We start from the raw sequence: 24,111 nt of genomic DNA, 5'->3' as shown, positions 1-24,111 counted from the left end.
CCCACGCCGGGTCACTCGCGCCGCTCCTCACGGTACGGCTTCGCCGTCACAGGTGCGTCGGTGCCGTCGACGAACGTGCACGTGAACTCGCCTCGATACCCGAACAGCCGTCCGAACCGCCGATTGCGCACCTCGAGGTCGATGACGTACCGCTCCCGCGCATCGTCGTAGTGCTCGGTGAGGACCGCGCGGCCACTCAGCAGCATTGGGAACCGGAAGGCGATCGGCCCCTCGTAGAAGCGCTGCTCGCCCGAGACGAGCCGCAGTCCACCATCGCGAGTCACCGACAGCGCGAGATCGACCGCGAGGTGCTGGTGCGTGCCGAGGTAGTCGACGACCCGCTGCCTCGCGTCGCTCCAGACCATCGTCGCGTCGAACCGCCTGCGGACGCCGCCGCGGAGCGACATGGTCCGCACGAACGTGACCGTCTCGCGCCCGAAGCCGTCGATATAGGCGTAGTTGTCGATCTGGAACGGGATGTTCCTGCCGCGCTCGGGGAACATGATGTTGCGGGTGGCGCCGAACGCGAGGAACAGGCGCGTCCACAGCGGCCCCGGCCGCACGTCGGTCATGATTCCCGTGCCGACGCAGCCGTACCCCGCCCCGACGCCGACCCCGAAGCGACGCTGCAGCATGGGGTGCAGGCGGGCGAAGTCGTCGCCGAGGGCCCGTTGGAAGATCCCTGGCGAGACCATCTCACCGCGGTGCTCGCTCACTGCTCCCCCTCGCGGTCGAGCTGAGCCAGGGTCGCCGGCGCCTCACCCATCACGCCTGTCCGCGAGCGCCGCGCGGGCGCCGACCGGCAGCGGGATGCCCGGGCCCGTGGGCGCTTCCCGGGCAGCAGGCCGCGCCACCACGTCAGTCGCTCGGGTGGTGTGCCCGTCTCCGCCCAGATCCGCAGGCGATCGAAGCTGTACGCGGTGAGCCACCACACGAAGCGGCGCGTGATGATCGGATCGAGGATGCGGCCCACCGCGCCCCAGCCGGGCTCGTAGTCGTAGCCGGTGATGAAGCGCACGCCCGCGTCGGTCGGCACGTAGCGCCAGTACCCGCGGCCCTTGCCGAGCGGCGAGAGCCGGTCGTCGGTGTCGAACTGCAGGGCCGAGGTGCGCTGACCACCGGCCGCTCGGCGCTCGCCGAGCGAGACGCCCGTGCCGCGAATCGTGTGCAGCTTCAGATCGAGCTCGTAGCGGAACTCCTGCGCGCCGTCGGGGCGGGCGCGAGTGGGAATGATCGCCGAGAAGCGCGCATCCCATCGCGGATGCTCGGCCGAGTCCTGCGTCAATCGCCAGATCTGGTCGATGGGGGCATCGATCAGCGTTTCGACGTAGAGCGCCCGGTCTCGACGACGGCCGGCGCGCGGCTCGTCAGCCGACGAGCTTCTGCGCATAGACGTGCGGCTCGAAGCCCGCGAGATCGTCGATGCCCTCGCCCTGACCGATGAGCTTGATCGGCAACCCGGTGCGTTCCTGCACCGCGAGCACGAAGCCGCCCTTCGCCGAGCCGTCGAGCTTGGTGACGACGAGGCCGGTGACGCCGGCGTGCTGGATGAAGGCCTCGGCCTGATTGACGCCGTTCTGCCCCGTCGTCGCGTCGAGCACGAGCAGCACCTCGCTCACTGGCACGAGCTTCTCGACGACGCGGCGGATCTTGCCGAGCTCGTCCATGAGCCCGCCCTTCGTCTGGAGGCGGCCGGCGGTGTCGATGATCACCATCTCGATCTGCTGGCGGAGTGCGGCATCGACCGTTTGATAGGCGACCGACGCCGGGTCTTGCCCGGGCTGCTGGGGCCGCACGATGAGGGCGTCGGCGCGGGCGGCCCACGTCGTGACCTGGTCGACGGCCGCGGCGCGGAACGTGTCGGCAGCGCCGACGACAACCGAGCGGCCGTGTTGGCGCAGGAACTTCGCGAACTTGCCGATCGTCGTGGTCTTGCCAACCCCGTTGACGCCGACGACGAGCGTCACCGCGGGCCGGTCGCTGAGCTTCAGCGTCGTGTCGAAGCGGTCGAGGCGCTCCTCGATCGTCTCGCGCAGCAGCCGCTTGAGATCCCGCGGGTCTTCCATTCGGAACTCGTCGACCTGGCCACGCAAGCGCTCGACGATCTCGTCGGTGATGTCGGGGCCGAAGTCGGCGCCGATGAGCGCCTCTTCGAGGTCCTCCCATGTCGACTCGTCGATCGTGGGCTTACTGAACATGCCGCGAAGCGCGGCACCGAGTGACCAGGGAGTGCGTTCCGCCATTCGGCCAGCGTACCGGCGGAACGCGGCAGTCCGAGTGCTGCTCGTGCCTCGGCACGGAGCAGTCGACGGCGCGTCGCGCACCTGGTGCACTCAGAATGACGTAGACAGATCATCTTCAGCGACGGGAGCAGCATGCGCATCGGCCTCATTCGACACGGCGAGACCGAATGGAACGCGAGAGGGCTTCTCCAGGGCACGACCGACATCCCCCTGAACGCTCGGGGCCGCGACCAGGCTGAGGACGCCGCGTCGCTCCTGCGTGACGGCGGCTGGCAGCGCATCTATTCGTCGCCGCTGCTGCGGGCACGCGACACGGCCAAGATCATCTCCTCCCTCACGGGCATCGCCTCGGCGGGTGTGCACCCGGGCTTCATCGAGCGCTCGTTCGGTGCACTCGAGGGCCAGCCGTACGCCACGCCGCAGGGCACGCGCCGACCGCTCGACCACCCGAGCGTCGAGACGACCGCGCAGGTGCAGGCCCGGGCGCTCGCGGCCCTCGAGGTGATCGAAGACGCGCATCCCGACGACTCGACGCTCGTGATCTCGCACGGTTCGGTCATCCGGCTGCTCCTCGACCTCTTCCTTGCGTTCAAGGCGCCGAGCATCAACAACCTGGCGCTCACGGTGATCGAGAGAAGCGACACGGCGAGCGGCGGTCTCGCGATGTCCTCTCGCGTCGTCACGATCGCCAACGGCTACCCGCTGCCCCTCGCGGCGACGCACCGAGATCCCGTGCCCGAGACCGCCGTGCTCGCGCGGCCCTGACGCTGATGCCCAACATGCTCGATTCGTTTCTCGGTCTGCCGCTGCACCCGCTCGTCGTGCACGGCCTCGTCGTCATCGGGCCCCTCACCGCGGCGACGGCCATCGTCTACGCCGTCAGGCGGCGCTGGCGGCGCGCACTCCGCTGGCCGCTGCTCGTGGCTCTCGTCGCCACGGGCGTGCTGGCGATCGTTGTGAGGCAGAGCGGCGAAGCGCTTCGCGATCGGCTCTATCCGATGCTGTCGTCGGGCGGCGCCCCCGTGCAGGGATCGGAGCCGGTTTGGCTGCACTCGCAGCTCGGCTCGACCGCCGGCATCATCGGCCTCGTCTGGGCCGTCATCGCCATCGTGCTCGTGTGGTGGTTCGTGCGGCCGCCGGGCGCGCGAGGCTGGCGCGGCCGCATCGATGTGAGGGACGAGGATGCGCGGGGCAAGACCCCGCTGACGGTCACGGACGTCGTGTGGGCCGGCGTCCTCGCGGCCGCGTCGATCGCCGCGCTCGTCTGGATGCTCGTCGCGGCGCACTCGGGCGCGAGCGCCACCTGGGGCAACCTCCTCTGAGCCGCCCGGCCGGCACATCTACCGACACGCTCTCGGCTTCGTCGATCGACTCGTGTAACCTCGCCGCCGAAGGGGAGTATTCCTCTCGCGATGTCCTCGTCATCACGGAGCCGCAGTCGGCCGCCCGGGGCATCGGCCGATCTCATCGGCGGAAGAGACCTTCACCGATCGGCCGACCCCGCTTACCTTTTCGAGGTCGGCCCGTGTGAAGGGATAGTCCATGGACGTTTCGCTCTGGGTATGGGGCATTTCGATCGCCGGCATCGTCGGCTTCTTCATCTTCGACTTCTACTCGCACGTGCGCCACGCGCACGAGCCGTCGTTGAGAGAGTCGGGCTTCTGGTCGGTCTTCTACATCGTGATCTCGGTGCTGTTCATGGTCGGGCTCGGCTTCGTGTGGGACTGGGAGCACGCGGGCGAGTTCATCGCCGGGTACACCACCGAGAAAGCGCTCTCGGTCGACAATCTGTTCGTCTTCCTCATCATGATGACGAGCTTCAAGGTGCCGAAAGAGGCGCAGCAGAAGGTGCTGCTCATCGGCATCGCGATCGCGCTCGTCGTGCGCACCGCGTTCATCATCGCCGGTGCCGCGCTCCTCGACGCGTGGGCATGGGTGTTCTACATCTTCGCCGCCTGGATGTTCTACATGGGCGTCAAGCAGGCCATCGAGTCGTTCAAGCACGACGACCTGGAGATGCCCGGGTGGGTGAACATCGTGCGGCGGTTCATCCGCACGAGCGACAACTACAACAGCGACAAGTGGACCATCGTCGAGAACGGGCAGCGCGCGCTGACGCCGATCGTGCTCGTCGTTGTGGCACTCGGGGCCGTTGATGTGCTGTTCGCGCTCGACTCGATCCCCGCGATCTTCGGCATCACGCAGGAGCCCTACCTCGTGTTCATGGCGAACGCCTTCGCCCTGCTCGGCCTGCGCCAGCTGTACTTCCTCATCGGAGGCCTGCTCCAGCGCCTCGTGTTCCTCGACCTCGGCCTCGCGTTCATCCTGAGCTTCATCGGCGTCAAGCTGCTCTTCCACGCCCTGCACGAGAACGAGGTGTGGTTCATCAACGGCGGCGAGCACGTCGAGTGGATCCCCGAGATCCCGATCTGGTTCTCGCTCGTGTTCATCTTCGGCGTGCTCATCGTCGCCACCGTCGCAAGCCTCATCTACTCGAGCACCCAGAAGGACACGGCCGAGCCCGGCGGGAGCGGCCGCTCCGGCGCCGACGCGGGGGGCGACGCGACCGGTGCGGCGCACGGCGACGACGTGGACGGCCGGCTCGCCGCGCCCGGTGACGCCGAGACCGACCCCGACCGCGGCGCCGCGGCAGTCCCGGCGACCGGCGACGCACCAGCCGCCGGCCTGCCGGCCGCAGGCGACGCTGCCGGGCACACGGCCGATGGCGTGGCAGACGAGGTGCTCCGTCGCGCACGGGCGGGGCGCGAGGGCGGCACCGGCGAGCGGTGACCGCGTGACGCGCAGGCCCGTTCGCATCTCCCGTCGCGGGGTCACGCCAGGGCCGTCGCATCCCCTCCACTCGGACGTGCGCGCCGATCTCGGCGCGGACGGCGCGACACCCGCCATGTCGTGAGGCCGACCGCGACGAGGGCGAGGACGGCGAGCGCCGCCAATCCGAATGCCGACCAGGCCGCCGCGGCCGATTCGGCGGCGTGAAAGACGACGACGGCCACGAAGCCGCGGGTGTCACCCGCGTGCACCTTGACGTTTCGCCACGTGATCGCGCCGACGCCCGCCGACGATGTCGTGCCCGCCGAGCCAGGCGCCAGCACCTGCAGGCGAGCCTCATCGCTGATCGCCGAGAGGTCATGCGCGCCGTCGCCTCGCACGAGGGCGAGTCGCTCGCCGCCGTTCGAGGTGCCGGCGAGCAGTTCGCCCCGCCCCGCGACGCGCTGCGACAGGTACACCTCGATGAATCGGTCGGCGCTCTGGAACGCCCCGCCCGTCGCCGGATCGACCGCTGTCTGCGAGAAGAGCATGATCTCGGCGGCCACCCGCTCGACCGTGTCGACTGCGGCCGTCGACGCCACGGAGCGCAGCGCGAGCGACGCCGCCATGACGAGCACGGCGAGGCACGCGGCGACGACCCCCACGACCCGGCCGGTTTCGAGCATTCGCTCGCGGCAGGGACGCCCGGCCCGGGTGGATGCTGCACCGTCGGGCGCCGATGGGCGGGCGGATGATGTGCGTGGCGTCGAGTCGGGGTACGGGGTCTCGCCGCCCGCCGAATCAAACGGCGGTTCATCGACGGCGGCGGTATTTCGCGGCACCGAGGCCCAGAAGGGCGCGGACTCGGTAACCGGGGGCGCTGCCCGCCGAGGGTGTCGTCCCGGGCGCCCGAACGGCTGGGTCGCGTCGGTGGTCGACCTCGCCCGGCGGGCACGGTGCGGGGCATGTGTCGTGCTGTCGACGGGGGTCATAGCGGCCTTTCCGGGGAGCCGGTGCTGACACGGCCGGTTGCGAACGACTCGGCCCGCACCGGTACGGCCTGTTCGGGCCGATAAGAGGGAACCTACGAACGCGGGGTGAGGCACGTGTGAGGGCTCGATGAGAGGGCCCTCATCCGCACGCGTTCGCGCCCTGTGCACGCGCCGCCGCGGGGCGCCAGCGCCCGATCCACGACCTGACCCCGCCCCTCGAAACCGCGCGGCGGCGGCCGTCATGCCCCGGCGCCCGTCACGCCCGGCGCCCGTCACACCCCTGCGGCGGGAGCACCCGGCGGTCGCCTCAGAGGTGCACGAGCCCCGTGACCGTCACGATGGCCTCCCCGGCCTCCCCCGACGCGACGAGGTCGACCTCGGCCTCGATACGCCAGTCGTGGTCGCCGGCCGGGTCGTCGATGATCTGCGTGACACGCCACACGCCAGACGGCTCGCCCTTCTCGTCGCGCCGGTGGGCATCCGACTCATCGATCTCGCACAGCCGTGGCGAGCGCGCCGACCCGTCGGTGCCGATATCGTCGTGCTCGGCGAAGTAGCGGTCGAGGAAGTCGGGCCAGTCGACGCCGGGGTCGAGGGCCGTCAGCTCGTCGTCGCGCTCCGTGGCGGCGAGCTGGATGCGCCGGAAGAGCTCGTTGCGCACGAGCACGGTGAACGCCCGCCGGTTCTGCACGATGCTCGGCGGCGCCGGGGGCACGATCGGCGCCTCCCCTTCGGCGGCGGGGCGGGGATCGACGAGCTCGGACCATTCGTCGACGAGGCTCGAGTCGACCTGACGCACGAGGGCGCCGAGCCACTCGATGAGCTCGTGCAGCTCTTCGTTTTTGTCGTCGTCCGGCACCGTCTGGCGGATGGCGCGGTCGGCGTCACTGAGGTAACGCAGCACGAGGCCCTCGCTGCGAGCGAGTCCGTAGTGCGAGACGTACTCGGTGAACGTCATGGCGCGCTCGTACATGTCTCGCACGACTGATTTTGGACGAAGCTCGAAGTCACGCACCCACGGCTGCGTCTCGGCGAACGTCTCGAACGCCTCCTCGAGCAACTCCGCGAGCGGCCGCGGGTGCGTGATCTCCTCGAGCGCCTCCATGCGGGCGTCGTAGTCGATCCCCTCCTGTTTCATCGCGGCGACGGCTTCACCGCGCGCTTTGAACTGCTGCTGCGAGAGCACGGGGCGAGGGTCGTCGAGCGTCGCCTCGATGACGCTCACGACGTCGAGCGCGAAGTTGCCGCTGCCCGGGCCCTGGTCAGTGCCGTCGTCTTCGGGATCGAGCATGTCGATGACCGCGAGCGCGAACGGCGAGAGGGGCTGGTTGAGGGCGAAGTTCGGCTGCACGTGCACGGTCAGGCGGATCGATGGACGCCCGTTCGGCAGCGGCTGATCGCGGTCGATGACGACGACGCCCGAGATCACGAGGGTGCGGAAGATGGCGATGGCCCGTCGCGCGAGCTCGTAGCGTTGCGCGGGGGTCGCGTGGTTGTCGCGGATGAGGGTGCGCACGTGATCGTAGACGTCGCCGCCGCGGGCGATCACGTTGATGAGCATGGCGGCCGTCATGCGCATCGTCGGCCGCAGCGGCTCGGGCTCCCCGCCGATGAGCTTCTCGAACGACTTCTGCCCCCAGCTCACGAAGCCGGCCGGCGGCTTCTTGCGCACGACCTTCTTGCGCTTGCGCTCATCGTCGCCGGCCTTGCGGACGGCCTGGGCCGTCTCGATCTCGTGCTCCGGCGCGAGGCACACGACCGAGCCTGCGGTGTCGTACCCGGCGCGGCCGGCGCGGCCCGCGATCTGGTGGAACTCGCGGGCCGAGAGCTGGCGCATGCGCTCGCCGTCGAACTTGGTGAGCGCCGTGAACAGGACGGTGCGGATGGGCACGTTGATGCCGACGCCGAGCGTGTCGGTGCCGCAGATCACGCGCAGCAGGCCGCGCTGCGCGAGGGTCTCGACGAGCCGCCGGTAGCGCGGGAGCATGCCGGCGTGGTGGACGCCGATGCCCGCCCGCACGTACTTCGAGAGGGTCTTGCCGAAGCCGGTGTTGAACCGGAACCCGCCGATGGCCTCGGCGATCGCGTCGCGTCCCGCGCGATCGACGATCCGGATCGACGTCAGCGCCTGTGCCCGCTCGGCGGCCGCGGCCTGAGAGAAGTGCACGACGTAGACCGGGCCCTTGCCGTCACTCAGGAGCTGCTCGACGGTCTCGTGCGCGGGCGTGTCGACGTAGGCGAAGTCGAGGGGCACGGGGCGCTCGACGCCCGTCACGTGCGCAACCTCACGACCCGTGCGGCGCTCGAGATCGTCACTGAGTTCGGAGACGTCACCGAGGGTCGCCGACATGAGCAGGAACTGCGCCCTCGGCAGTGAGATGAGCGGCACGTGCCATGCCCAGCCGCGGTCGGACTCGCCGAGGAAGTGCACCTCGTCCATGACCACCTGGCCGACGTCGGCGTCGGCGCCCTCGCGCAGGGCCTGATTCGCGAGGATCTCAGCGGTGCAGCAGATGATGGGCGCGTCCGCGTTGACAGACGAGTCGCCCGTGACCATGCCGACCCGCTCGGCGCCGAAGATGTCGATGAGGTCGAAGAACTTCTCGCTCACGAGCGCCTTGAGGGGCGCCGTGTAATAGGTGCGTTCGCCGCGCGCGATGGCGACCGCGTGGGCCGCGACGGCAACGAGCGACTTGCCCGTGCCCGTCGGCGTGCTGAGGACGACGTGGTTGCCGGCGGCGAGCTCCATCGCCGCCTCGTCCTGCGCCGGGTACAGCGCAATGCCGCGGTCTTCCGCCCAGCCGACGAACGCGTCGTAAACGGCGTCCGCGTCATAGGCGCCGACGGCGCTGGCGAGTGCGCCACCGCCGCGGCCCGGCAGCCGCTCGGGCAGGGGCAGGGGCAGGGGGTGCGCGGTGTCGCTCGCGCTCGCAGCTTCAGCAGTCATCCCCTCGAGTCTGTCACCCATCGGTGCCGGCGTGGCGACGCTGCGGAGCGCACGACGACGTCACGAGCGCCCCGGGATCGACACCCCTCCGCCACTCGGACGGCGTCATGCCGTAGGAGCGCCGGAACGCCCGCGTGAATGTACTCGCGTCGCGAAAGCCACACCGCTCACCGACGGTTGCTGTCGACAGCGACGCGGTCTCGGAGGAACGCAGCATGGCTGCGGCTAGACGGAGGCGCACGGCCCGAAGAAAAGCTCCGGGTGATTCACCAGCGGTTTCGAAAACGGCGTACGCCCTCCGCACCGAAACGAAGCAGGCGCGCGCGAGCGCCGGCACGTCGAGGTCGGGATCGTGCGCGTTCGACACCGCGTGCGCCCTAAGCACGGCGAGCAGTGCGACGTCGTCGTCGCCCGCGGGCGGCCGGACCGCGCCCACGGCGGACCGCACGACGCTCGACAGCAGCTGCCCGAGCACGACGCCGAGCTCGGCGTCGATCCGTTCCACACTCCCGTGATCGGCCACGAGTCCGGTGACGTATCCCCCGAAAGCCGCCATGCCAGGTGCGGACGCCGAGAGCGCCCTGGCGCACGCGAGTCGAATCGCCGCGTCACCGAGCCCTAGCGCCGGGCGCGAGAGCCGCACCACCGCGAGATCCTGCCCATCGCGCGGCATCGACAGCCGATACGGGAAGCGCGTGTCGTAGAGCGCGGCCGAGCCAGGCGTGAGCACCGCGACACGATCGAACTGCGATACGGCACCGGTCGATGCGAGCTGAACGGTCACGAGCACGTCGTCGCGGGCATCTGCGCGCGTCTGTCGCAGCGTGCGCTCGACGCCAATCGCTCGCGAGCGCACGCGAGAGACGGAGGCGAGCCGACCGAGCGAGCGCGTCTCGATGCTCGCGCGAAACGCGGGAACTGGCGACCGGCACTCGAGTTCGACGAACCGGGCGCTCGAGAGGTCGCGCCACTCAGTGATGCTGTCGGCCGTCGCAACCTCCATGCCACCGCTCCTTCCAGTCACGAGTTCGCGGGCGGAACGCGGCCCGACCTCGCGCGCGAGCCTGTGCGACCGAAGCTAGCAAGCGAGGCAGAGAACGCCACCGGTGATGCAGAAAACGCCAGTGAGCATCCCGCCGCCGCCTCGTAGCGTGAGCGCGGGCCAAGATTCAACGAAGAAAAGGACCATGCCATGACCTCCACGATCCGTATCGCCGCCGTGCAGGCCGAGCCCGTGTGGCTCGAAATGGAAGCGACCACCGAGAAGACGATCCGCCTCATCGAGGAGGCCGGCGCCGGCGGGGCGCGGCTCGTGGCCTTTCCCGAGACATGGATCCCGGGCTATCCCGTGTTCCTGTGGTCGTATCCGGTGTTCGAGCAGGCTCCGTTCGTGGCTCGCTACCACGCGAACTCTCCGGCCGCCGACGGGCCCGAACTGAGGAGCATCCGGGAGGCGGCACGCCGCGCGAGGGTCACGGTCGTCGTCGGCTTCAGCGAGAAGGACGCCGGGTCGCTCTTCATGAGCCAGCAGCTCATCGGCCCGGACGGCGAGGTGCTGCAGCACCGGCGCAAGCTCAAGCCGACCCACGCCGAGCGCACCCTGTTCGGCGAGGGCGACGGCAGCGACCTCGCCGTGGTGGACAGCCCCGTCGGCCGACTGGGCGCGCTCAACTGTTTCGAGCACCTGCAGCCGCTCACGAAGTATGCGATGTACGCGCAGAACGAGCAGGTTCACGTCGCCGGCTGGCCGTGCCTCGGCATCCTTGGCACCGTGCCGGCGCTGAGCCCGGATGCCCTGCTCGCGACGACGCTCACGTACGCGCTCGAGGGCGGCACATTCGTCGCCATGGCGACGCAGATTATGAGCGACGAAGGTGCGCGCGCTTTCCCGACGGCTGACGGTGGCCCGACCCCCGTCTACACGGGCGGAGGCGGCTTCGCGCGCGTGTACGGACCCGACTCGTCGCTGCTCACGGAGCCCCTCGACCCGATGGCCGAGGGCATCGTGTACGCCGACATCGACCTCGCCGCGATCGACCTTGCCAAGAACACGGTCGACCCTGCCGGCCACTATGCGCGCCCCGACGCGACACAGCTCGTGCTTAACCAACAGCCGCGGCGCCCCGTTCTGCGGCCTCGCGACCTCGACTCGACCTTCGCGAGTGCACCGCGACAGGACGCTTCGGCGCCCAGCCAGGATGCGTCCGAACCGGAGGCCGTGTCTGCAGTGGAGACGCCGTAGCGCTGACTCCACGCGCGCCTCCGTTTCCGTTCGGTGTTGATCGGACGAGGACCGTGGCCCCTACGCGTCTGCCCGGCCCGGAGCATCCACCGCGAATCGCAGCCATGAGATCTGGCCGGCCTTGCGAGCATCAATGAGCGAGAGGCGATCCGATTCGACGCGGCGCGGGAACACCGGCTGGCCGCCGTCGAGCGCGACGGGCATGAGGTGCAACTCGATCTCGTCGAGCGCACCCGCGTCGGAGAACTGGCCGGCGAGGTCTCCCCCGCCGACGATCCACACGTCGGCGTCGCCCGCAGCCTCGCGGATTTCAGGCAGTACCTCGGCCACGTCGCCGCGCCGGACCCGGATATCGCTCCGCTCGGGCAGCTTCACCTCGCTGGTCGTGAACAGGAACACGGGACGCTCACCGGAGAACCCGAGCCACTTCTCGGGGTTGTCGAGCACGTCTTCGTGCGCGAGCAGCCACTCGTACGTACTGCGGCCCATGACGAGGGCGCCGGACGTGTCGAGCCGGTTCTCGATGCCAACATCGGTCGACTCGACGGCGAAGAGCCAGTCGAGCGAGTGGTTCTGATCGGCGATGTGGCCGGTGATGGTCGTGGCGGTGCTGTAGACGAAAGAGGTCATGTGCGTAGCCCAACACGACCCTCCGACAAATCGGGCAAGAGGTCTCCCGCTCGATCGGCGGCCTGTCGGGCTGAGGCAGCCGTGCGCCGCGACGCGCCGTCACTCGGGTCGTTCGTACCGCCCGTAGATGTCGGCGGCAGCCTCGCCGAGCCCGCGCGGCTGCCCCACTTCGCCGAACGTCGCGGCGATCTGACGCATCTCATCGTCCCAGCGCCAGCCCTTCGCGACGGCGCTCGACCGTGCGCGTTCGAGACGACGCGCGAGGTCCGGCTGCGATCTGGCCCATTCGGCGTGCAGGATATCGGCGACGCCGTACGCCTCGGCCGTGCCGTCGGCAGCGAGCACGAGCGCGGCGCTGATCTTGGTCCACGACGCGTACGTCATCTTGACGGCGGATGCGCCGAACTCGCCCGCCTCGACCGTCACCGCCTCGACGCGCGAGCCATCGAAGAGGGCAGCGATTCGGACCGCCTCGTCGCCGGAGAGGTAGAGCCGCGTGGTTCCGTTCTCGGTCGGCGGAGGCCCGACGACCCCGCCGTCGACGAAGGTCGCGCCACCGTTGCGGACGATGCTTGCGACCTCTGCGCTCCGGCCGGGGCTGATGGCGTTGGCGTCGACGTAGATGCCGGTGAATCCCTCGACCCGAGCAGCGGTCTCGACAGCGGCGGCCGGCGGCACCAGGGAGATCACGACGTCGGCAGCGCCGACGTCGGTCCAGGGCGCGAGACCGGCCGCGAAGGCCCGGTTGGCCGTGGCGGGGCTGCGGCCCTCGGGCAGCCACCCGACGTCGTGGCCGACATCGCGCAGCGCATGACCGACGGCCGCGCCCATGGCGCCGGGGTGGAGAATCGAGATGCGTGCCATGCCTGCCATGATCCCTTCCGCACCGGTGTCTCACCAGGCCGCGGCGTCAGTCGACGCGACGTGGGACGACTCCGCGGCGTCGTAGTCGTATCACCCGAATTCCGGTCTCAAGCTCATCATCGAGGACCGCGGACGGCACCGATCGCCGACGACCGTGGCGATTCACCGCGTGCGACGAGCGCGCCCTAGCTCGAGACGGGCAGGAACAGGTCGGTGCGCAGCGTCGACGGGTCCATGTCCGGCGTCGGCTCGGTGACGTAGACCTCCCAGAAGTGGCCGACGGGCCGGTGCCCGTGCGCCGCGGCCCACTGCAGCAGGCGCTCCCACGCGGTGCCGAGCCCGTCGAAGCCGCCGAGGTGGCTGAGCGTGGCGACGTGCCCGCCCGAGAGCTTCGACGTGATCACTTTCGTGTCGCCGGGGAACTCGAGGCCCGCGTACTCGGCGTCGGTCGGGAAGCCGAGCTCGACCGTGAACGGCTCGGTCGGCATGCGGTCGTAGTGGGCGAATGCTGGTCCCGCCGGCTGCAGCTGGGCTCGGCTCAGGGCGGCGCCGATCGCCTGGAACCCCTCGTCGAAGCGCTGCTCGATGCCCTCCTGGGATTCGAGGTGGTACCGCACGGCGATCGTCGGCTGCTCGGGCAGGCGAACGAGCTCGGGCTCGAGTCGGGGGGCGGCGGGGATCGCTTCGTGGGTCACGTGGGCTCCAGCTTCGTCGGTGGCGGCTCGAGGCGGACAGTTCAGACCGCCTCCTTTAGCGTGCCAGACGCGGCGGGGATGCTCGAGGAATCTTTCGGCGCCTCGGGCGTTGTCCCGTGCGTGACTACCCCGCTCTCAGTGCTCGACCTCGCGTTCGTCGCCCCGGGGCAAACCCCGGCCGACGCCTTCGCCGCCTCCGTCCGCCTCGCCCAAGCAGCGGAGCGGCACCGATTCGAGCGGGTCTGGTACGCCGAACACCACAACATGGCCGAAATCGCCTCGAGCGCCACCTCGGTCCTCATCGAGCACATCGCGAGCCGCACCGAACGCATCCGCGTCGGCGCGGGCGGCATCATGCTGCCCAACCACTCGCCGCTCACGATCGCCGAGCAGTTCGGCACGCTCGCCACGCTGCATCCGGGTCGCATCGATCTGGGGCTCGGGCGCGCGCCAGGCAGCGACCAGCGCACCCTGCACGCGCTCCGCCGCGACGCGATGAGCGCCGAGAGCTTCCCGCAAGACGTCGTCGAGCTGCAGGCCTACCTGCGGGGCGCGAGCGTCGTCGAGGGCGTCAGCGCGTACCCCGGCGCGGGCACCGACGTCGAGCTGCACATCCTCGGCTCGTCACTCTTCGGCGCCCAGCTCGCCGCCGCTCTCGGCCTGCCCTACGCGTTCGCGTCGCACTTCGCGCCCCAGGCACTCATGCAGGCCGTCGCGGCGTATCGAGAGCGGTTCGAGCCCTCGGGCGTGATCGACGAGCCGCGCGTCATCGTCGGCGCCAACGTGATCGCGGCCGAGGACGAGACCGAGGCCGAGACGACGCGCGACCGCGTGCTGCGCCAGCGCGCCCGACGCTTCATCAACCACGCCGAGCGTTACACCGACGAGCAGCTCGACGCGATCATCGCTTCGCCCCAGGGCCGACAGATCGCCGACATGATGCGCTACACCGCTGTCGGCACGAGCGAACAGGTCGGCGCTTGGCTCGACGACTTCGCGGCGAAGACCGGGGCCGACGAGATCATGATCGCCTTCCAGTCGGACACCGTCGAGGGCCGCATCCGATCGCTCGAGCTGACCGCGGCATCCGGCGCCATGGCCCCGGCGATCTCATGGCAGCCCTCCGGTGCCCACGCCGACGCGGAGCGCGCGCCGGCGCACCGCGCAGGTTGACCATTCGGGCTCGTGCCCGGCGGTATCACCCCGACACGCCTAGTTTTGACTCTTTCAAGAAAAGGCGAGACCATGAGGGCATGACCCCTGGACAGCGTTCGACGACGACCGCCGGCCAGGTACGGGCCCACGACGGGTCGCAGGTTCTTCGCACCGCATCACTCCGCGTGACGAAGCCGCGCCTCGCCGTGCTTGCGGCCGTCGCCGAGCATCCGCACGCCTCGACCGCGGTGGTCATCGCGGCGGCGCGCGAAGAACTGCCCGACGTGTCGCACCAGGCGGTCTACGACACGCTGCACACCCTCACATCGGCGGGCATCTTGCGCCGCATCCAGCCGTCGGGGTCCGTCGCGCGCTACGAGACTCGAGTCGGCGACAACCATCACCACCTCGTGTGCCGCGCGTGCCACTCGATCGTCGACGTCGACTGCGTCGTGGGCGAGTCGACCTGCCTCACGCCGAGCCACGACCACGGGTTCCGCGTCGACGAGGCCGACGTCACCTTCTGGGGCCTGTGCCCGTCGTGTTCGGCCAAACTCGAGGCCGACGAGCACGACGCCGGCGACCGCCCGCCCGCCGCCCACGAGTAGCCCCGCAAGGAGCGCCCGCGAGGAGCGCCCGCCAGGAGCGCCCGCCAGGAGCGCCCGCCAGGAGCGCCCGCGACGAAGAAGACCCCCGACCCAACGATCAACCTCGCCAGTCGTCAGCACGAAAGGATCAGCATGACAGACACCCAAACCGAGGCCGCGACCTGCCCGATGGGCTTCGGCAGTAGCCAAGCCGCCAATGAGGCAGCGCCTGCGGCCCCCGCGCTCGTGAGCCCCGTGAACGGCAACACCAACGACAAGTGGTGGCCGAACCGCCTCAACCTCTCGATCCTGGCCAAGAACCAGCCGGCCCGCGACCCGTTCGACGCCGACCTCGACTACGCCGCCGAGTTCCAGTCGCTCGACCTCGCTGCCGTCAAGGCCGACATCGCCGAGGTGCTCACGACCTCGCAGCCCTGGTGGCCGGCCGACTTCGCCCACTACGGGCCGTTCATGATCCGGATGGCGTGGCACTCGGCCGGCACGTACCGCGTGCAGGACGGCCGCGGCGGCGGTGGTGAAGGCCAGCAGCGGTTCGCGCCGCTCAACGCGTGGCCCGACAACGTCGGCCTCGACAAGGCGCGTCGCCTCATGTGGCCGGTCAAGAAGAAGTATGGGCGCAAGATCTCGTGGGCCGACCTGTTCATCCTCACGGGAAACGTGGCCCTCGAGACCATGGGCTTCAAGACCTTCGGCTTCGCGGGCGGCCGCGTCGACGTGTACGAGCCCGATAGCGACGTCTACTGGGGCTCCGAGACCGAGTGGCTCGGCACCGACAAGCGTTACTCCGGCGACCGCGAGCTGCAGAAGCCGCTCGCGGCGACCACGATGGGCCTCATCTACGTCAACCCCGAGGGGCCAGAGGGCGTGCCCGACCCGATCGCGGCCGCGCGCGACATCCGCGAGACCTTCAAGCGCATGGCGATGGATGACGAAGAGACCGTCGCCCTCATCGCCGGCGGTCACACGTTCGGGAAGACGCACGGCGCCGGCCCGGAGTCGCACAAGGGACCGGACCCGGAGGCCGCTCCGCTCGAGAACCAGGGCCTGGGCTGGCAGAGCAGCTTCGGCACTGGCCACGGCAACGACGCGATCGGCTCGGGCATCGAGGTCACCTGGACCTACCACCCGACGCGCTGGGACAACGAGTTCTTCCACATCCTGTTCGCATATGAGTGGGAGAAGTTCGTGAACGAGGGCGGCCACGTGCAGTGGCGCCCCATCGACGGCGGTGGCTCCGACATGGTGCCGATGGCGCAGGGCGACGGCCGCCGCGAGCCCCGCATGCTCACGACCGACCTGTCGCTGCGCTTCGACCCCGAGTACGAGAAGATCTCGCGTCGCTTCAAGGACGACCAGGCGGCGTTCGAGGATGCGTTCGCTCGCGCCTGGTTCAAGCTCACGCACCGCGACATGGGCCCCAAGGACCGCTACCTCGGCCCCGAAGTGCCCGAGGAGGATCTGCTCTGGCAGGACCCGGTGCCGCACGGCACGCCCCTCACGGACGAGCAGCTCGCCCGCGTGAAGCAGGCAGTCACCGAGTCGGGCCTCACGGTCTCGCAGCTCGTGTCGACGACGTGGGCCGCGGCATCCAGCCACCGAGTCAGCGACTACCGCGGCGGCGTCAACGGCGGGCGCCTGCGCCTCGAGCCGCAGCGCAGCTGGACCGCGAACGAGCCCGCGAAGCTCGCCTCGGTCATCCCCGTGCTCGAGGGCATCGCCTCGCAGTACGGAGCGTCGTTCGCCGACGTCGTCGCGGTCGCCGGCGCAGTCGGCGTCGAGCAAGCCGCTGCGGCCGCCGGCGTGCCCGTCACGGTGCCCGTCTCCACGGGCCGCGGCGACGCGACGCAGGAGCAGACCGACGCCGAGTCGTTCTCGTACCTCGAGCCGCAGCACGACGGGTTCCGCAACTACCTCGAGGACGGGCTACCGCTGCCCGCCGAGTTCCTGCTGCTCGACAAGGCGAGCCTGCTGGGGCTCACCCCCGTCGAGCTCACGGTGCTCGTCGGCGGCCTGCGCATGCTCGGCGTGAACTACGAGGCCTCCGACGTCGGCGTCTTCACGGACCGCCCGGGGCAGCTGACGAACGACTTCTTCGTCAACCTTCTCGAGCTCGGCAACACGTGGAAGCCCGTCGACGGCCCCTCGGAGTCGGCCACCGTCTACGAGTGCATCAGCGCGACCGGCGAGAAGCTCTGGAGGGGAAGCCGCGTCGACCTCGTCTTCGGCGCGAACTCCGAACTTCGCGCGATCGCCGAGGTCTACGGCGCCGACGACGCGCATGAGAAGTTCGTGAAGGACTTCGTCGCCGCGTGGTCGAAGGTCGTCGAGCAGGACCGGTTCGACATCTAGGTCGCAGCACACGGGCGCGGGCGGCCAGCCGCCGCGCACGAGGGCCCGTCACCGTCTCCCGCGGTGGCGGGCCCTCGCCGGTCGGGAACGAGGAGTTCGGCTAGGCCGCGTCGTCGTCACGGGCGATGCGTTGACCGACGACCGCGCTCACGCCGTCCTGCCGCATCGAGACGCCGTAGAGCGCGTCGGCGATCTCCATCGTGCGCTTCTGGTGCGTGATCACGATGAGCTGGCTCGACGCGCGCAGCTGCTCGAACACCTGCAACAGCCGCCCCAGGTTCGCATCGTCGAGCGCCGCCTCGACCTCGTCCATGATGTAGAACGGGCTCGGCCGGGCCTTGAAGATCGCGATCAGCAAGGCCACGGCCGCGAGCGAGCGCTCCCCGCCCGACAGCAGGGTGAGCCGCTCGATCTTCTTCCCCGCCGGGCGGACACTCACCTCGATGCCCGTGCGAAGCAGGTCGTCCGGCGCCGTCAACGAGAGGTCGCCGGTCCCCCCGGGGAACAGCACCGGGAACACCTCGTGGAACGCCTCGCGCGTGTCGTCGAAGGCCGCCTCGAACACTGTCTTCATCCGCTCGTCGATGTCATCGACGATCTGCAACAGGTCGGTCCGCGTTCGCTGCAAGTCGTCGAGCTGCTCCGTCAAGAATGCGCTCCGCTGCTCGAGCGCCGCGAACTCCTCGAGGGCGAGCGGGTTCACGCGGCCGAGCTGTGCAAGCTGCTTCTCCGCCGCCGCGAGACGCCGCTCCTGCGCCGCGCGGTCGAACGGCACGCCGTCCTCGGGTTCATCGTTCGCCGGCCGGCCGCCCTCGCCCTCGTGTCCGCCATGGGCCGGATGCCCGTCCTGATCGTGGGGCGACGGTTCCGTTGGACCTGTGGTCGCCTCGGCGGCCGCGCGCTCCTCGTCGCTCGCATGCAGGTCGCCGAGCCCGCCTTCGAGCTCGGCCTCGCGCCGTTCGCGGACGGACGCACCCCAATCGGCGGACCCCGGGCTTGAGCCCGGGCCCAGAGCGCCCGGCTGCGCTGGCGAGTCCTGCGATTCGGGAGCAGAAAGCCCCGGCTCGGCGGACGCGTCATCGTCCTCGCGGAGCGCCGCCGCCTCGGCGGCCAGGGCCGCCGCCCGCTCCGCGTGCGAGCGCAGCGCCTCGTCGTCACGCGGCACGAGCCGGTCTGGACCATACTCCGCGACCAGCACCTGCTCCCCCATCGATAGCTCGCTGGCGGCACGATCGAGCACGTTCTTGAGTTGCAGCTTCTTCTCGTAGATCCCCAGCTCGAGCGCGTGCACGTCTTCTGTGATCTCGCCGAGCCGTTGACGTAGCGTCGACTCCTCGGCCCGCAGCGCCGCCAGCTCCTCATTTTTCGCCTCGCGGTCGCGCTCGGCGTCATGCTGCGCGGTCCGCGCCTCGTCGACCGCTCCCTCGAGCGAGGCGAGCACGGTGGGCATCACCGCGAGCGCGGCTTCGATGCGGGCGAGCTCCCGGCGCCGGAGCACGGCCTCGCGAGCCGCCCGGTCAGCCGCCTCCCGATCGGCCTCGAGCTGGGTCGCGAGCCGTTCGGCCCTCGCACGCTCGCCCCGCACCCGCTCCTTGCGGGTCTCGACGGCCAGCCGCGCCTCGACCTCGGCGTCACGGGCGCGCTCGACGCGCGCCGCGGCCTCGTCACGCACGCCTGCCTCGAGCGTCGGGCGTGGCGTGGCCAGGTGCTCCTCGTACGCTCGCTTCGCCGCGGCGGCACGCTCCTCGGCCTCGCCGACCCCGGCGCTTGCCGTTTCCAGTGCCGTGACGGCGCGGGCATGCTCAGCCACCGCCGCGTCGCTGCGGGCCTGCGCGCGATTGAGCTGCTCGCGCTGCGACGCGAGATCGGCGTCGAACGCGCGAAGCGCATCCAGGGCCCCGGTCGACGCCTGCTTCGCTGCGCTCAGCGCCCCGCGCAGCTCGGCCACCTCGATCGACGCGGCGTCACGCGCGCGCGTGACCTCGTCGAGCCGCGCAACCGTGCGCTCGAGGTCGGCGCTCAGCTCGAGCCGCGATTGCCCGACGCCGCCGGACCCGCCGCGGTACACGCGCGGTGCCAGCACGTCGGCCTCTCGCGTCACGACCGTCGCACCCGCACGGGCCAGGGCCGCGCCGGACGGCCCGTCGAGCAGCGCGCCCGCCACCGCCAGGTCGTCGACGACGACCACGTCGCGCAGCATGGCGCGCACGGCCGCCGGCGCTGAGAGAACGACCTCGGATGCCCGCGTCGCGCCCGAGCCGGGCGTCACGTCGAAGCCCCGGTCCTCGGTATCGACATCGGCATCGACATCGACATCGACATCGACCACGAGTTCGACGCGTCCGAGCTTTTCGCCGCGCGCTCGCTCGAGCACGCCACGCCCGGCGGCGGCCCCGTCGACGAGCACGGCGTCGGCGAGCGACCCGAGCGCCGCCGCGACGGCCGCCTCGTACCCCTCGGCGACGCGCACGTGATCGGTCACGGTGCCACGCACGCCGACGAGCCCGGCCGCGAGCAGCGCGTCGGTGCCGTCCGGCGTCTTCGCCGCGAGTGCCAGCGCCGCCCGTCGCGCCTCGAGGGCGTCGCGCTCGCGCTCGAGGCTGTGCAGTCGGTCACGGGCCTCCTCGAGGTCACCCTCGGCGCGCGTCACGGCCTCGGCGGCCTCCCGGTAGGTTTCATCGAGCTCGGACGAGTCGGCCTCGCCGCGCGCCGAGGTTGCGAGCAGCTCGTCGAGGGTGGTCGCCGCCGCGTCGAGCCGCGACCGAGCGGCGTCACGGGCGTTCGTCTGTCGCAGCACCTCCCCGCGCACCGACGCGAGCCGCCCCGCGGCCGATTCGGCGCGCCCCTTGAGCTCGGTCTGCCGCACCTCGTGCTGTGCGATCAGCGCCGAGGTCGCTGCGACCTGCCGGTCGACCTCGTCGAGCGCTTGGCGCGCCACGCGGGTCGCCTCCTGCGCCTCGGCCCAGGCGGTCTCGGCATCGCCCACCTCCGACGCCAGTCGGCGGGCCTCGTTCACTGCCGACTCGACCTCCTCACGCGTGACGCTCGGGGTGAACTCGGGCGCTTCGAGGCGCTGGGCGACGAGCCCGCGTCGCTGCGACGCGAGCATCTGCGTGTTGCGCATCCGTTCCAGCACCGATTCGAGCTCGAACCGCGTCTTGCGGGCCCGGTCGACCTCGTCGCCCCGCTGCTCCGCGATGATGCGCTCGGCGCGCGCGAGTGCGCGCTGCAGCTTCTCGTTCAGCACGGCGCGCTCGGTACCGCGCTCCTGCTCGGTCGCCGTGGCCTCCCGCACCGCGCGGCGGAGACGGACCACGTCGTCTGCGAACAGCCTGGCTCGAGCATCCCGGGCGATCGCGGCGATGCCGTGCGCGCGCCTCGCGACCTCTGCCTGTCGCCCGAGGGGCTTGAGCTGGCGGCGCACCTCGGTCGCGAGGTCGTTCAGGCGCGTGAGGTTGGCCTCCATGCCCTCGAGTTTGCGCACCGTCTTCTCCTTGCGGCGGCGGTGCTTGAGAATGCCGGCGGCCTCCTCGATGAAGCCGCGTCGCTCTTCGGGGGTCGCGTGCAGCACGTTGTCGAGCCGGCCCTGGCCGACGATCACGTGCATCTCGCGCCCGAGCCCCGTGTCGCTCAGGAGCTCCTGCACGTCGAGCAACCGCGCCTGCTCGCCGTTGATGGCGTACTCGCTGCCGCCGTTGCGGAACAGCGTGCGGCGGATCGTCACCTCGGAGTAGTCGATGGGCAGCGTGCCGTCGACGTTGTCGATCGTGAGCGTCACCTCGGCGCGGCCCAGCGGCCCGCGCGTCGACGTGCCCGCGAAGATCACATCCTCCATCTTCCCGCCGCGAAGACTCTTGGCGCCCTGCTCGCCCATGACCCATGCGAGGGCATCGACCACGTTCGACTTGCCCGAGCCGTTCGGCCCCACCACGCACGTGACACCCGGCTCGAACACGAGCGAGGTCGGGTTCGCGAACGATTTGAACCCCTTGAGCGTCAAGCTCTTGAGGTGCATGCGGGCTCCGGTTCGGCGGGTGACGGGTGGATGCTGCTGCCGGCGCCGACGTGGCCGGTGCGCGGTCGCCGGTGCCTTCCGGCAGACTACCCGGCCGACTGCGCGCTGGCGGGGCACCGCGCGCCTCCTCGGCGCGCGGTGCGAGTACGATGCGGGGCATGATCCGCCGCAACGCCTCGGGCCCGGAGCAGGCGCTCCCCAATGCGCGCCGCCTGGCCGCGGCGGTGGCCGCTGCGTCGGTGACCGCCGCGCTGCTCGCGGCATGCGCCGCGGCTCCCCTGATGGAGGGGCTCCTGTATGAGCGCTTCGAGCGGGTGCCGCCGGTGACGACCGCGCCGGCCGACCCGACGGAGGCGCCTGACGGCATCGACGAGGCGCCAATCGCGACCGCGACCGTCTCGCCGCGTCCGACCGAGACCGACGACCCCGGGCCGAGCGGCCTGATCGGCAGCGGCATCCCGGTCGCGCCGGTCGCCGGGGAGGGCGCCGCGCCTCTGCGCTAGCTCGCGGCTAGCTCGCGCATCCCCGCGGCGGGTCCGCCGCGGTCGTCTCGCGAGCTCCGCGCGCTGCTACCGGCGCACGCCCTGCTCGGCGAGGCTGTCGAGGATGCGCTTCGCCACCTCGTCGACGCGCCCCTCGCCGTCGACGTCAACGAGCACGCCGCGGTCGCCGTAGATCGCGACGATCGGCTCGGTCTCCCTCGCGTACACGTCGAGGCGATTGCGGATGACCGTCTCGGTGTCGTCGACCCTGCCCTCTTTCACCGCGCGATTCCGCAGCCGGTCGACCACGACCTCCGTGTCGACGATGAGCCGCACGACCGCGTCGATAGCGGCGCCCGACGCCCCCAAGTGGTCGGTCAGGAAGTCGACCTGCTCGACGGTGCGAGGGTAGCCGTCCAGCAGGAAGCCGCCGTTGCAGTCGTCTTGCGCGATGCGGTCACGAACCAGCTCGTTCGTGAGGGAGTCCGGCACGAGCGAGCCGGACTCGATGATCGACTGCACCTTGAGACCGAGGTCGGTGCCGTTCTTGATGTTCGACCGGAAGATGTCGCCCGTCGAGATGGCGGGAACACCGTAGGCGCGCGCGAGCCCCGTGGCCTGCGTGCCCTTGCCTGCACCAGGGGGGCCGACGATCAGAAGCCGGACAGCGTTGTCTGCGGTGCGTGCGGTCATCGAAGGAGTCCCTCGTAGTTTCGTTGCTGGAGCTGGGCGTCGATCTGCTTGACCGTCTCGAGGCCGACACCGACGATGATGAGCATCGATGCCCCGCCGAACGGGAAGTTCTGATTGGCGTTCACGGTCGCCAACGCGATGAGCGGGATCACGGCCAGGATGCCCAGATACAGCGACCCAGGGAACGTGATGCGCGTGAGCACGTAGTTGAGGTACTCCGCCGTCGGACGACCGGCTCGGATGCCCGGGACGAACCCGCCGTGCTTGCGCATGTTCTCGGCGACCTCCTCGGGGTTGAACGCGATCGCGACGTAGAAGTAGGCGAAGCCGATAACGAGCAGGAAGTACACCGCCATGTAGAGCGGGTGGTCACCGGTCGTGAAGTTGTTGGAGATCCAGGTCACCCAGCCCGGCAGCTCACCGGTCACGGGGTCGGGCGTCTGGTTGAACTGCGCAACGAGCATGGGCAGGTACAGCAGCGATGACGCGAAGATGACCGGGATCACGCCGGCCTGGTTGACCTTGATCGGAATGTAGGTCGAGTTGCCGCCGTACGTGCGCCTGCCGACCATTCGCTTGGCGTACTGCACGGGGATGCGCCGCTGCGACTGCTCCACGAAGACGACACCCATCATGATGAGCAGGCCGATCAGGAGGATCATGACGAGCGTGATCATGCCACTGTCACCCTGCGCCATCGAGCCGATGGCCGACGGGAACGTTGCCGAGATCGAGGTGAAGATGAGCAGCGACATGCCGTTACCAATGCCGCGCTCGGTGATCAGCTCGCCCAGCCACATGATCACGGTCGTGCCGGCGGTCAGCGCGAGGATCATGAGAACCATGCGGATGACGTTGTTGATCTCGGCGCCGGGCTCGGTTGCCGGCAGCATGTCGAGGATGTTCTGACAGGCCGGGTTCGTCGAACCGCCGAACAGGGCACCGGAACGAGCGACCGTCACGAGCGTCGTGGCCTGCAGCACCGCGAGGCCGATCGTCATGTAACGCGTGTATTGGGTCAGCTTCTGTTGCCCGGTTTGACCCTCCTTGTGGAGCGCATCGAAGTGCGGGATCACGACGCGAAGCAGCTGCGTGATGATCGACGCCGTGATGTACGGCATGACGCCGAGCGCGAAGATCGAGAGCTGCAGCAGCGCGCCGCCGGAGAACAGATTGATCATGTCCTGGAAGCCGGCGGTCGTGCTGCCGGACGCCAGACACTGTTGCACGTTGGGGTAGTTGACGAACGGCCCCGGGATCACGGTCCCGAGGCGATAGATCGCCACCATGGCCAGGGTGAACAGGATCTTCCGACGGAGGTCGGGAGTCTTGAACACCCGCGCAATGGCACTGAACACGCTCTCGTCCTGCTTTCGTTGAAGTTACGACGCCGGCTGCAACTCGGCGCACGGCCACGATAGGCCGTT

The 24,111-nt window shown here is 70.2% G+C and carries 20 protein-coding genes; 8 read left to right on the top strand and 12 right to left on the bottom strand.

Annotation, left to right across the window (positions count from 1 at the left end):
* Positions 1 to 11 precede the first annotated feature (11 nt).
* From F8O04_RS12700 to ftsY, 3 genes are read right to left on the bottom strand one after another with little or no spacing between them, the layout of a single operon-like run.
* The gene (locus F8O04_RS12700) at positions 12 to 716 is read right to left on the bottom strand and encodes a DUF4166 domain-containing protein (protein ID WP_225735056.1); all 705 of its coding nucleotides are present in this window, start codon (positions 714 to 716) and stop codon (positions 12 to 14) included.
* Complete coding sequence (locus F8O04_RS12695) at positions 713 to 1,390, bottom strand: SRPBCC family protein (protein WP_225735055.1); 678 nt, start codon at positions 1,388 to 1,390, stop codon at positions 713 to 715. The genes F8O04_RS12700 and F8O04_RS12695 overlap by 4 nt, the downstream gene beginning before the upstream one ends.
* Positions 1,368 to 2,243: a signal recognition particle-docking protein FtsY gene (ftsY, locus tag F8O04_RS12690; protein ID WP_158029763.1), complete on the bottom strand. Its 876-nt coding sequence runs from the start codon at positions 2,241 to 2,243 to the stop codon at positions 1,368 to 1,370. The genes F8O04_RS12695 and ftsY overlap by 23 nt, the downstream gene beginning before the upstream one ends.
* Before the next feature lie 132 nt (positions 2,244 to 2,375).
* Between ftsY and F8O04_RS12685 the strand changes: the two genes are divergently transcribed.
* From F8O04_RS12685 to F8O04_RS12675, 3 genes are all read left to right on the top strand, one after another.
* A complete protein-coding gene (locus F8O04_RS12685) occupies positions 2,376 to 3,008 on the top strand; it encodes a histidine phosphatase family protein (protein ID WP_158029762.1) in 633 nt (210 codons plus the stop codon).
* 14 nt (positions 3,009 to 3,022) lie between these two features.
* Positions 3,023 to 3,565, top strand: a complete 543-nt coding sequence (locus F8O04_RS12680; protein WP_158029761.1) for a DUF2231 domain-containing protein — start codon at positions 3,023 to 3,025, stop codon at positions 3,563 to 3,565.
* A 220-nt stretch (positions 3,566 to 3,785) separates the two neighbouring features.
* The gene (locus tag F8O04_RS12675) at positions 3,786 to 5,033 is read left to right on the top strand and encodes a TerC/Alx family metal homeostasis membrane protein (protein ID WP_158029760.1); all 1,248 of its coding nucleotides are present in this window, start codon (positions 3,786 to 3,788) and stop codon (positions 5,031 to 5,033) included.
* Between the two features lie 41 nt (positions 5,034 to 5,074).
* Here F8O04_RS12675 and F8O04_RS12670 read toward each other — a convergent pair whose 3' ends face one another.
* The 3 genes from F8O04_RS12670 to F8O04_RS12660 form a co-directional block, all read right to left on the bottom strand.
* Positions 5,075 to 5,698, bottom strand: a complete 624-nt coding sequence (locus F8O04_RS12670) for a hypothetical protein (RefSeq protein WP_158029759.1) — start codon at positions 5,696 to 5,698, stop codon at positions 5,075 to 5,077.
* Positions 5,699 to 6,311: 613 nt separating this feature from the next.
* On the bottom strand, positions 6,312 to 8,951 hold the full coding sequence (locus tag F8O04_RS12665; protein WP_158029758.1) for a DEAD/DEAH box helicase: 2,640 nt from the start codon (positions 8,949 to 8,951) through the stop codon (positions 6,312 to 6,314).
* Between the two features lie 13 nt (positions 8,952 to 8,964).
* On the bottom strand, positions 8,965 to 9,954 hold the full coding sequence (locus F8O04_RS12660) for an AraC family transcriptional regulator (protein WP_158029757.1): 990 nt from the start codon (positions 9,952 to 9,954) through the stop codon (positions 8,965 to 8,967).
* 189 nt (positions 9,955 to 10,143) lie between these two features.
* Here F8O04_RS12660 and F8O04_RS12655 point away from each other — a divergent pair, with 189 nt between their 5' ends.
* The gene (locus F8O04_RS12655) at positions 10,144 to 11,193 is read left to right on the top strand and encodes a carbon-nitrogen hydrolase family protein (RefSeq protein WP_158029756.1); all 1,050 of its coding nucleotides are present in this window, start codon (positions 10,144 to 10,146) and stop codon (positions 11,191 to 11,193) included.
* Between the two features lie 60 nt (positions 11,194 to 11,253).
* Here the strand turns inward: F8O04_RS12655 and F8O04_RS12650 are convergent, their stop codons facing one another.
* The 3 genes from F8O04_RS12650 to F8O04_RS12640 form a co-directional block, all read right to left on the bottom strand.
* Positions 11,254 to 11,823, bottom strand: coding sequence for a dihydrofolate reductase family protein (locus tag F8O04_RS12650; RefSeq protein WP_158029755.1), 570 nt, complete (start codon positions 11,821 to 11,823; stop codon positions 11,254 to 11,256).
* Positions 11,824 to 11,922: 99 nt separating this feature from the next.
* A complete protein-coding gene (locus tag F8O04_RS12645) occupies positions 11,923 to 12,687 on the bottom strand; it encodes an NAD(P)-dependent oxidoreductase (protein ID WP_158029754.1) in 765 nt (254 codons plus the stop codon).
* A gap of 185 nt (positions 12,688 to 12,872) precedes the next feature.
* The gene (locus F8O04_RS12640; protein WP_188726439.1) at positions 12,873 to 13,382 is read right to left on the bottom strand and encodes a GyrI-like domain-containing protein; all 510 of its coding nucleotides are present in this window, start codon (positions 13,380 to 13,382) and stop codon (positions 12,873 to 12,875) included.
* 120 nt (positions 13,383 to 13,502) lie between these two features.
* On the opposite strand from F8O04_RS12640, the gene F8O04_RS12635 reads away from it, so the two are divergent.
* The 3 genes from F8O04_RS12635 (at position 13,503) to katG (ending at position 17,494) form a co-directional block, all read left to right on the top strand.
* Entirely contained in the window at positions 13,503 to 14,555 is a 1,053-nt protein-coding gene (locus F8O04_RS12635) for an LLM class flavin-dependent oxidoreductase (protein ID WP_158029752.1), read from the top strand.
* Between the two features lie 80 nt (positions 14,556 to 14,635).
* Positions 14,636 to 15,145: a Fur family transcriptional regulator gene (locus F8O04_RS12630; RefSeq protein WP_158029751.1), complete on the top strand. Its 510-nt coding sequence runs from the start codon at positions 14,636 to 14,638 to the stop codon at positions 15,143 to 15,145.
* 132 nt (positions 15,146 to 15,277) lie between these two features.
* Entirely contained in the window at positions 15,278 to 17,494 is a 2,217-nt protein-coding gene (katG, locus tag F8O04_RS12625; RefSeq protein WP_158029750.1) for a catalase/peroxidase HPI, read from the top strand.
* A 100-nt stretch (positions 17,495 to 17,594) separates the two neighbouring features.
* Here the strand turns inward: katG and F8O04_RS12620 are convergent, their stop codons facing one another.
* Positions 17,595 to 21,509 (bottom strand): AAA family ATPase, encoded by a 3,915-nt coding sequence (locus F8O04_RS12620; RefSeq protein ID WP_158029749.1) that lies wholly within the window; start codon positions 21,507 to 21,509, stop codon positions 17,595 to 17,597.
* 158 nt (positions 21,510 to 21,667) lie between these two features.
* Here F8O04_RS12620 and F8O04_RS12615 point away from each other — a divergent pair, with 158 nt between their 5' ends.
* A complete protein-coding gene (locus tag F8O04_RS12615) occupies positions 21,668 to 22,012 on the top strand; it encodes a hypothetical protein (protein ID WP_158029748.1) in 345 nt (114 codons plus the stop codon).
* 66 nt (positions 22,013 to 22,078) lie between these two features.
* On the opposite strand, the gene F8O04_RS12610 is transcribed toward F8O04_RS12615, so the two are convergent.
* Both F8O04_RS12610 and secY read right to left on the bottom strand, forming a co-directional pair.
* Positions 22,079 to 22,684 carry an adenylate kinase gene (locus F8O04_RS12610; RefSeq protein ID WP_158029747.1) on the bottom strand — a complete coding sequence of 202 codons (606 nt, stop codon included), beginning with the start codon at positions 22,682 to 22,684 and terminating at the stop codon, positions 22,079 to 22,081.
* Positions 22,681 to 24,042 carry a preprotein translocase subunit SecY gene (gene secY / locus F8O04_RS12605; protein WP_158029746.1) on the bottom strand — a complete coding sequence of 454 codons (1,362 nt, stop codon included), beginning with the start codon at positions 24,040 to 24,042 and terminating at the stop codon, positions 22,681 to 22,683. Before secY ends, F8O04_RS12610 begins: the two co-directional genes overlap by 4 nt.
* Positions 24,043 to 24,111 lie beyond the last annotated feature (69 nt).

The organism is Pseudoclavibacter endophyticus, assembly GCF_008831085.1.
Lineage (GTDB): Bacteria > Actinomycetota > Actinomycetes > Actinomycetales > Microbacteriaceae > Pseudoclavibacter > Pseudoclavibacter endophyticus.
The sequence above is the reverse complement of the archived record's forward strand: the minus strand, read 5'-3'. Positions and strand labels throughout refer to the sequence as shown.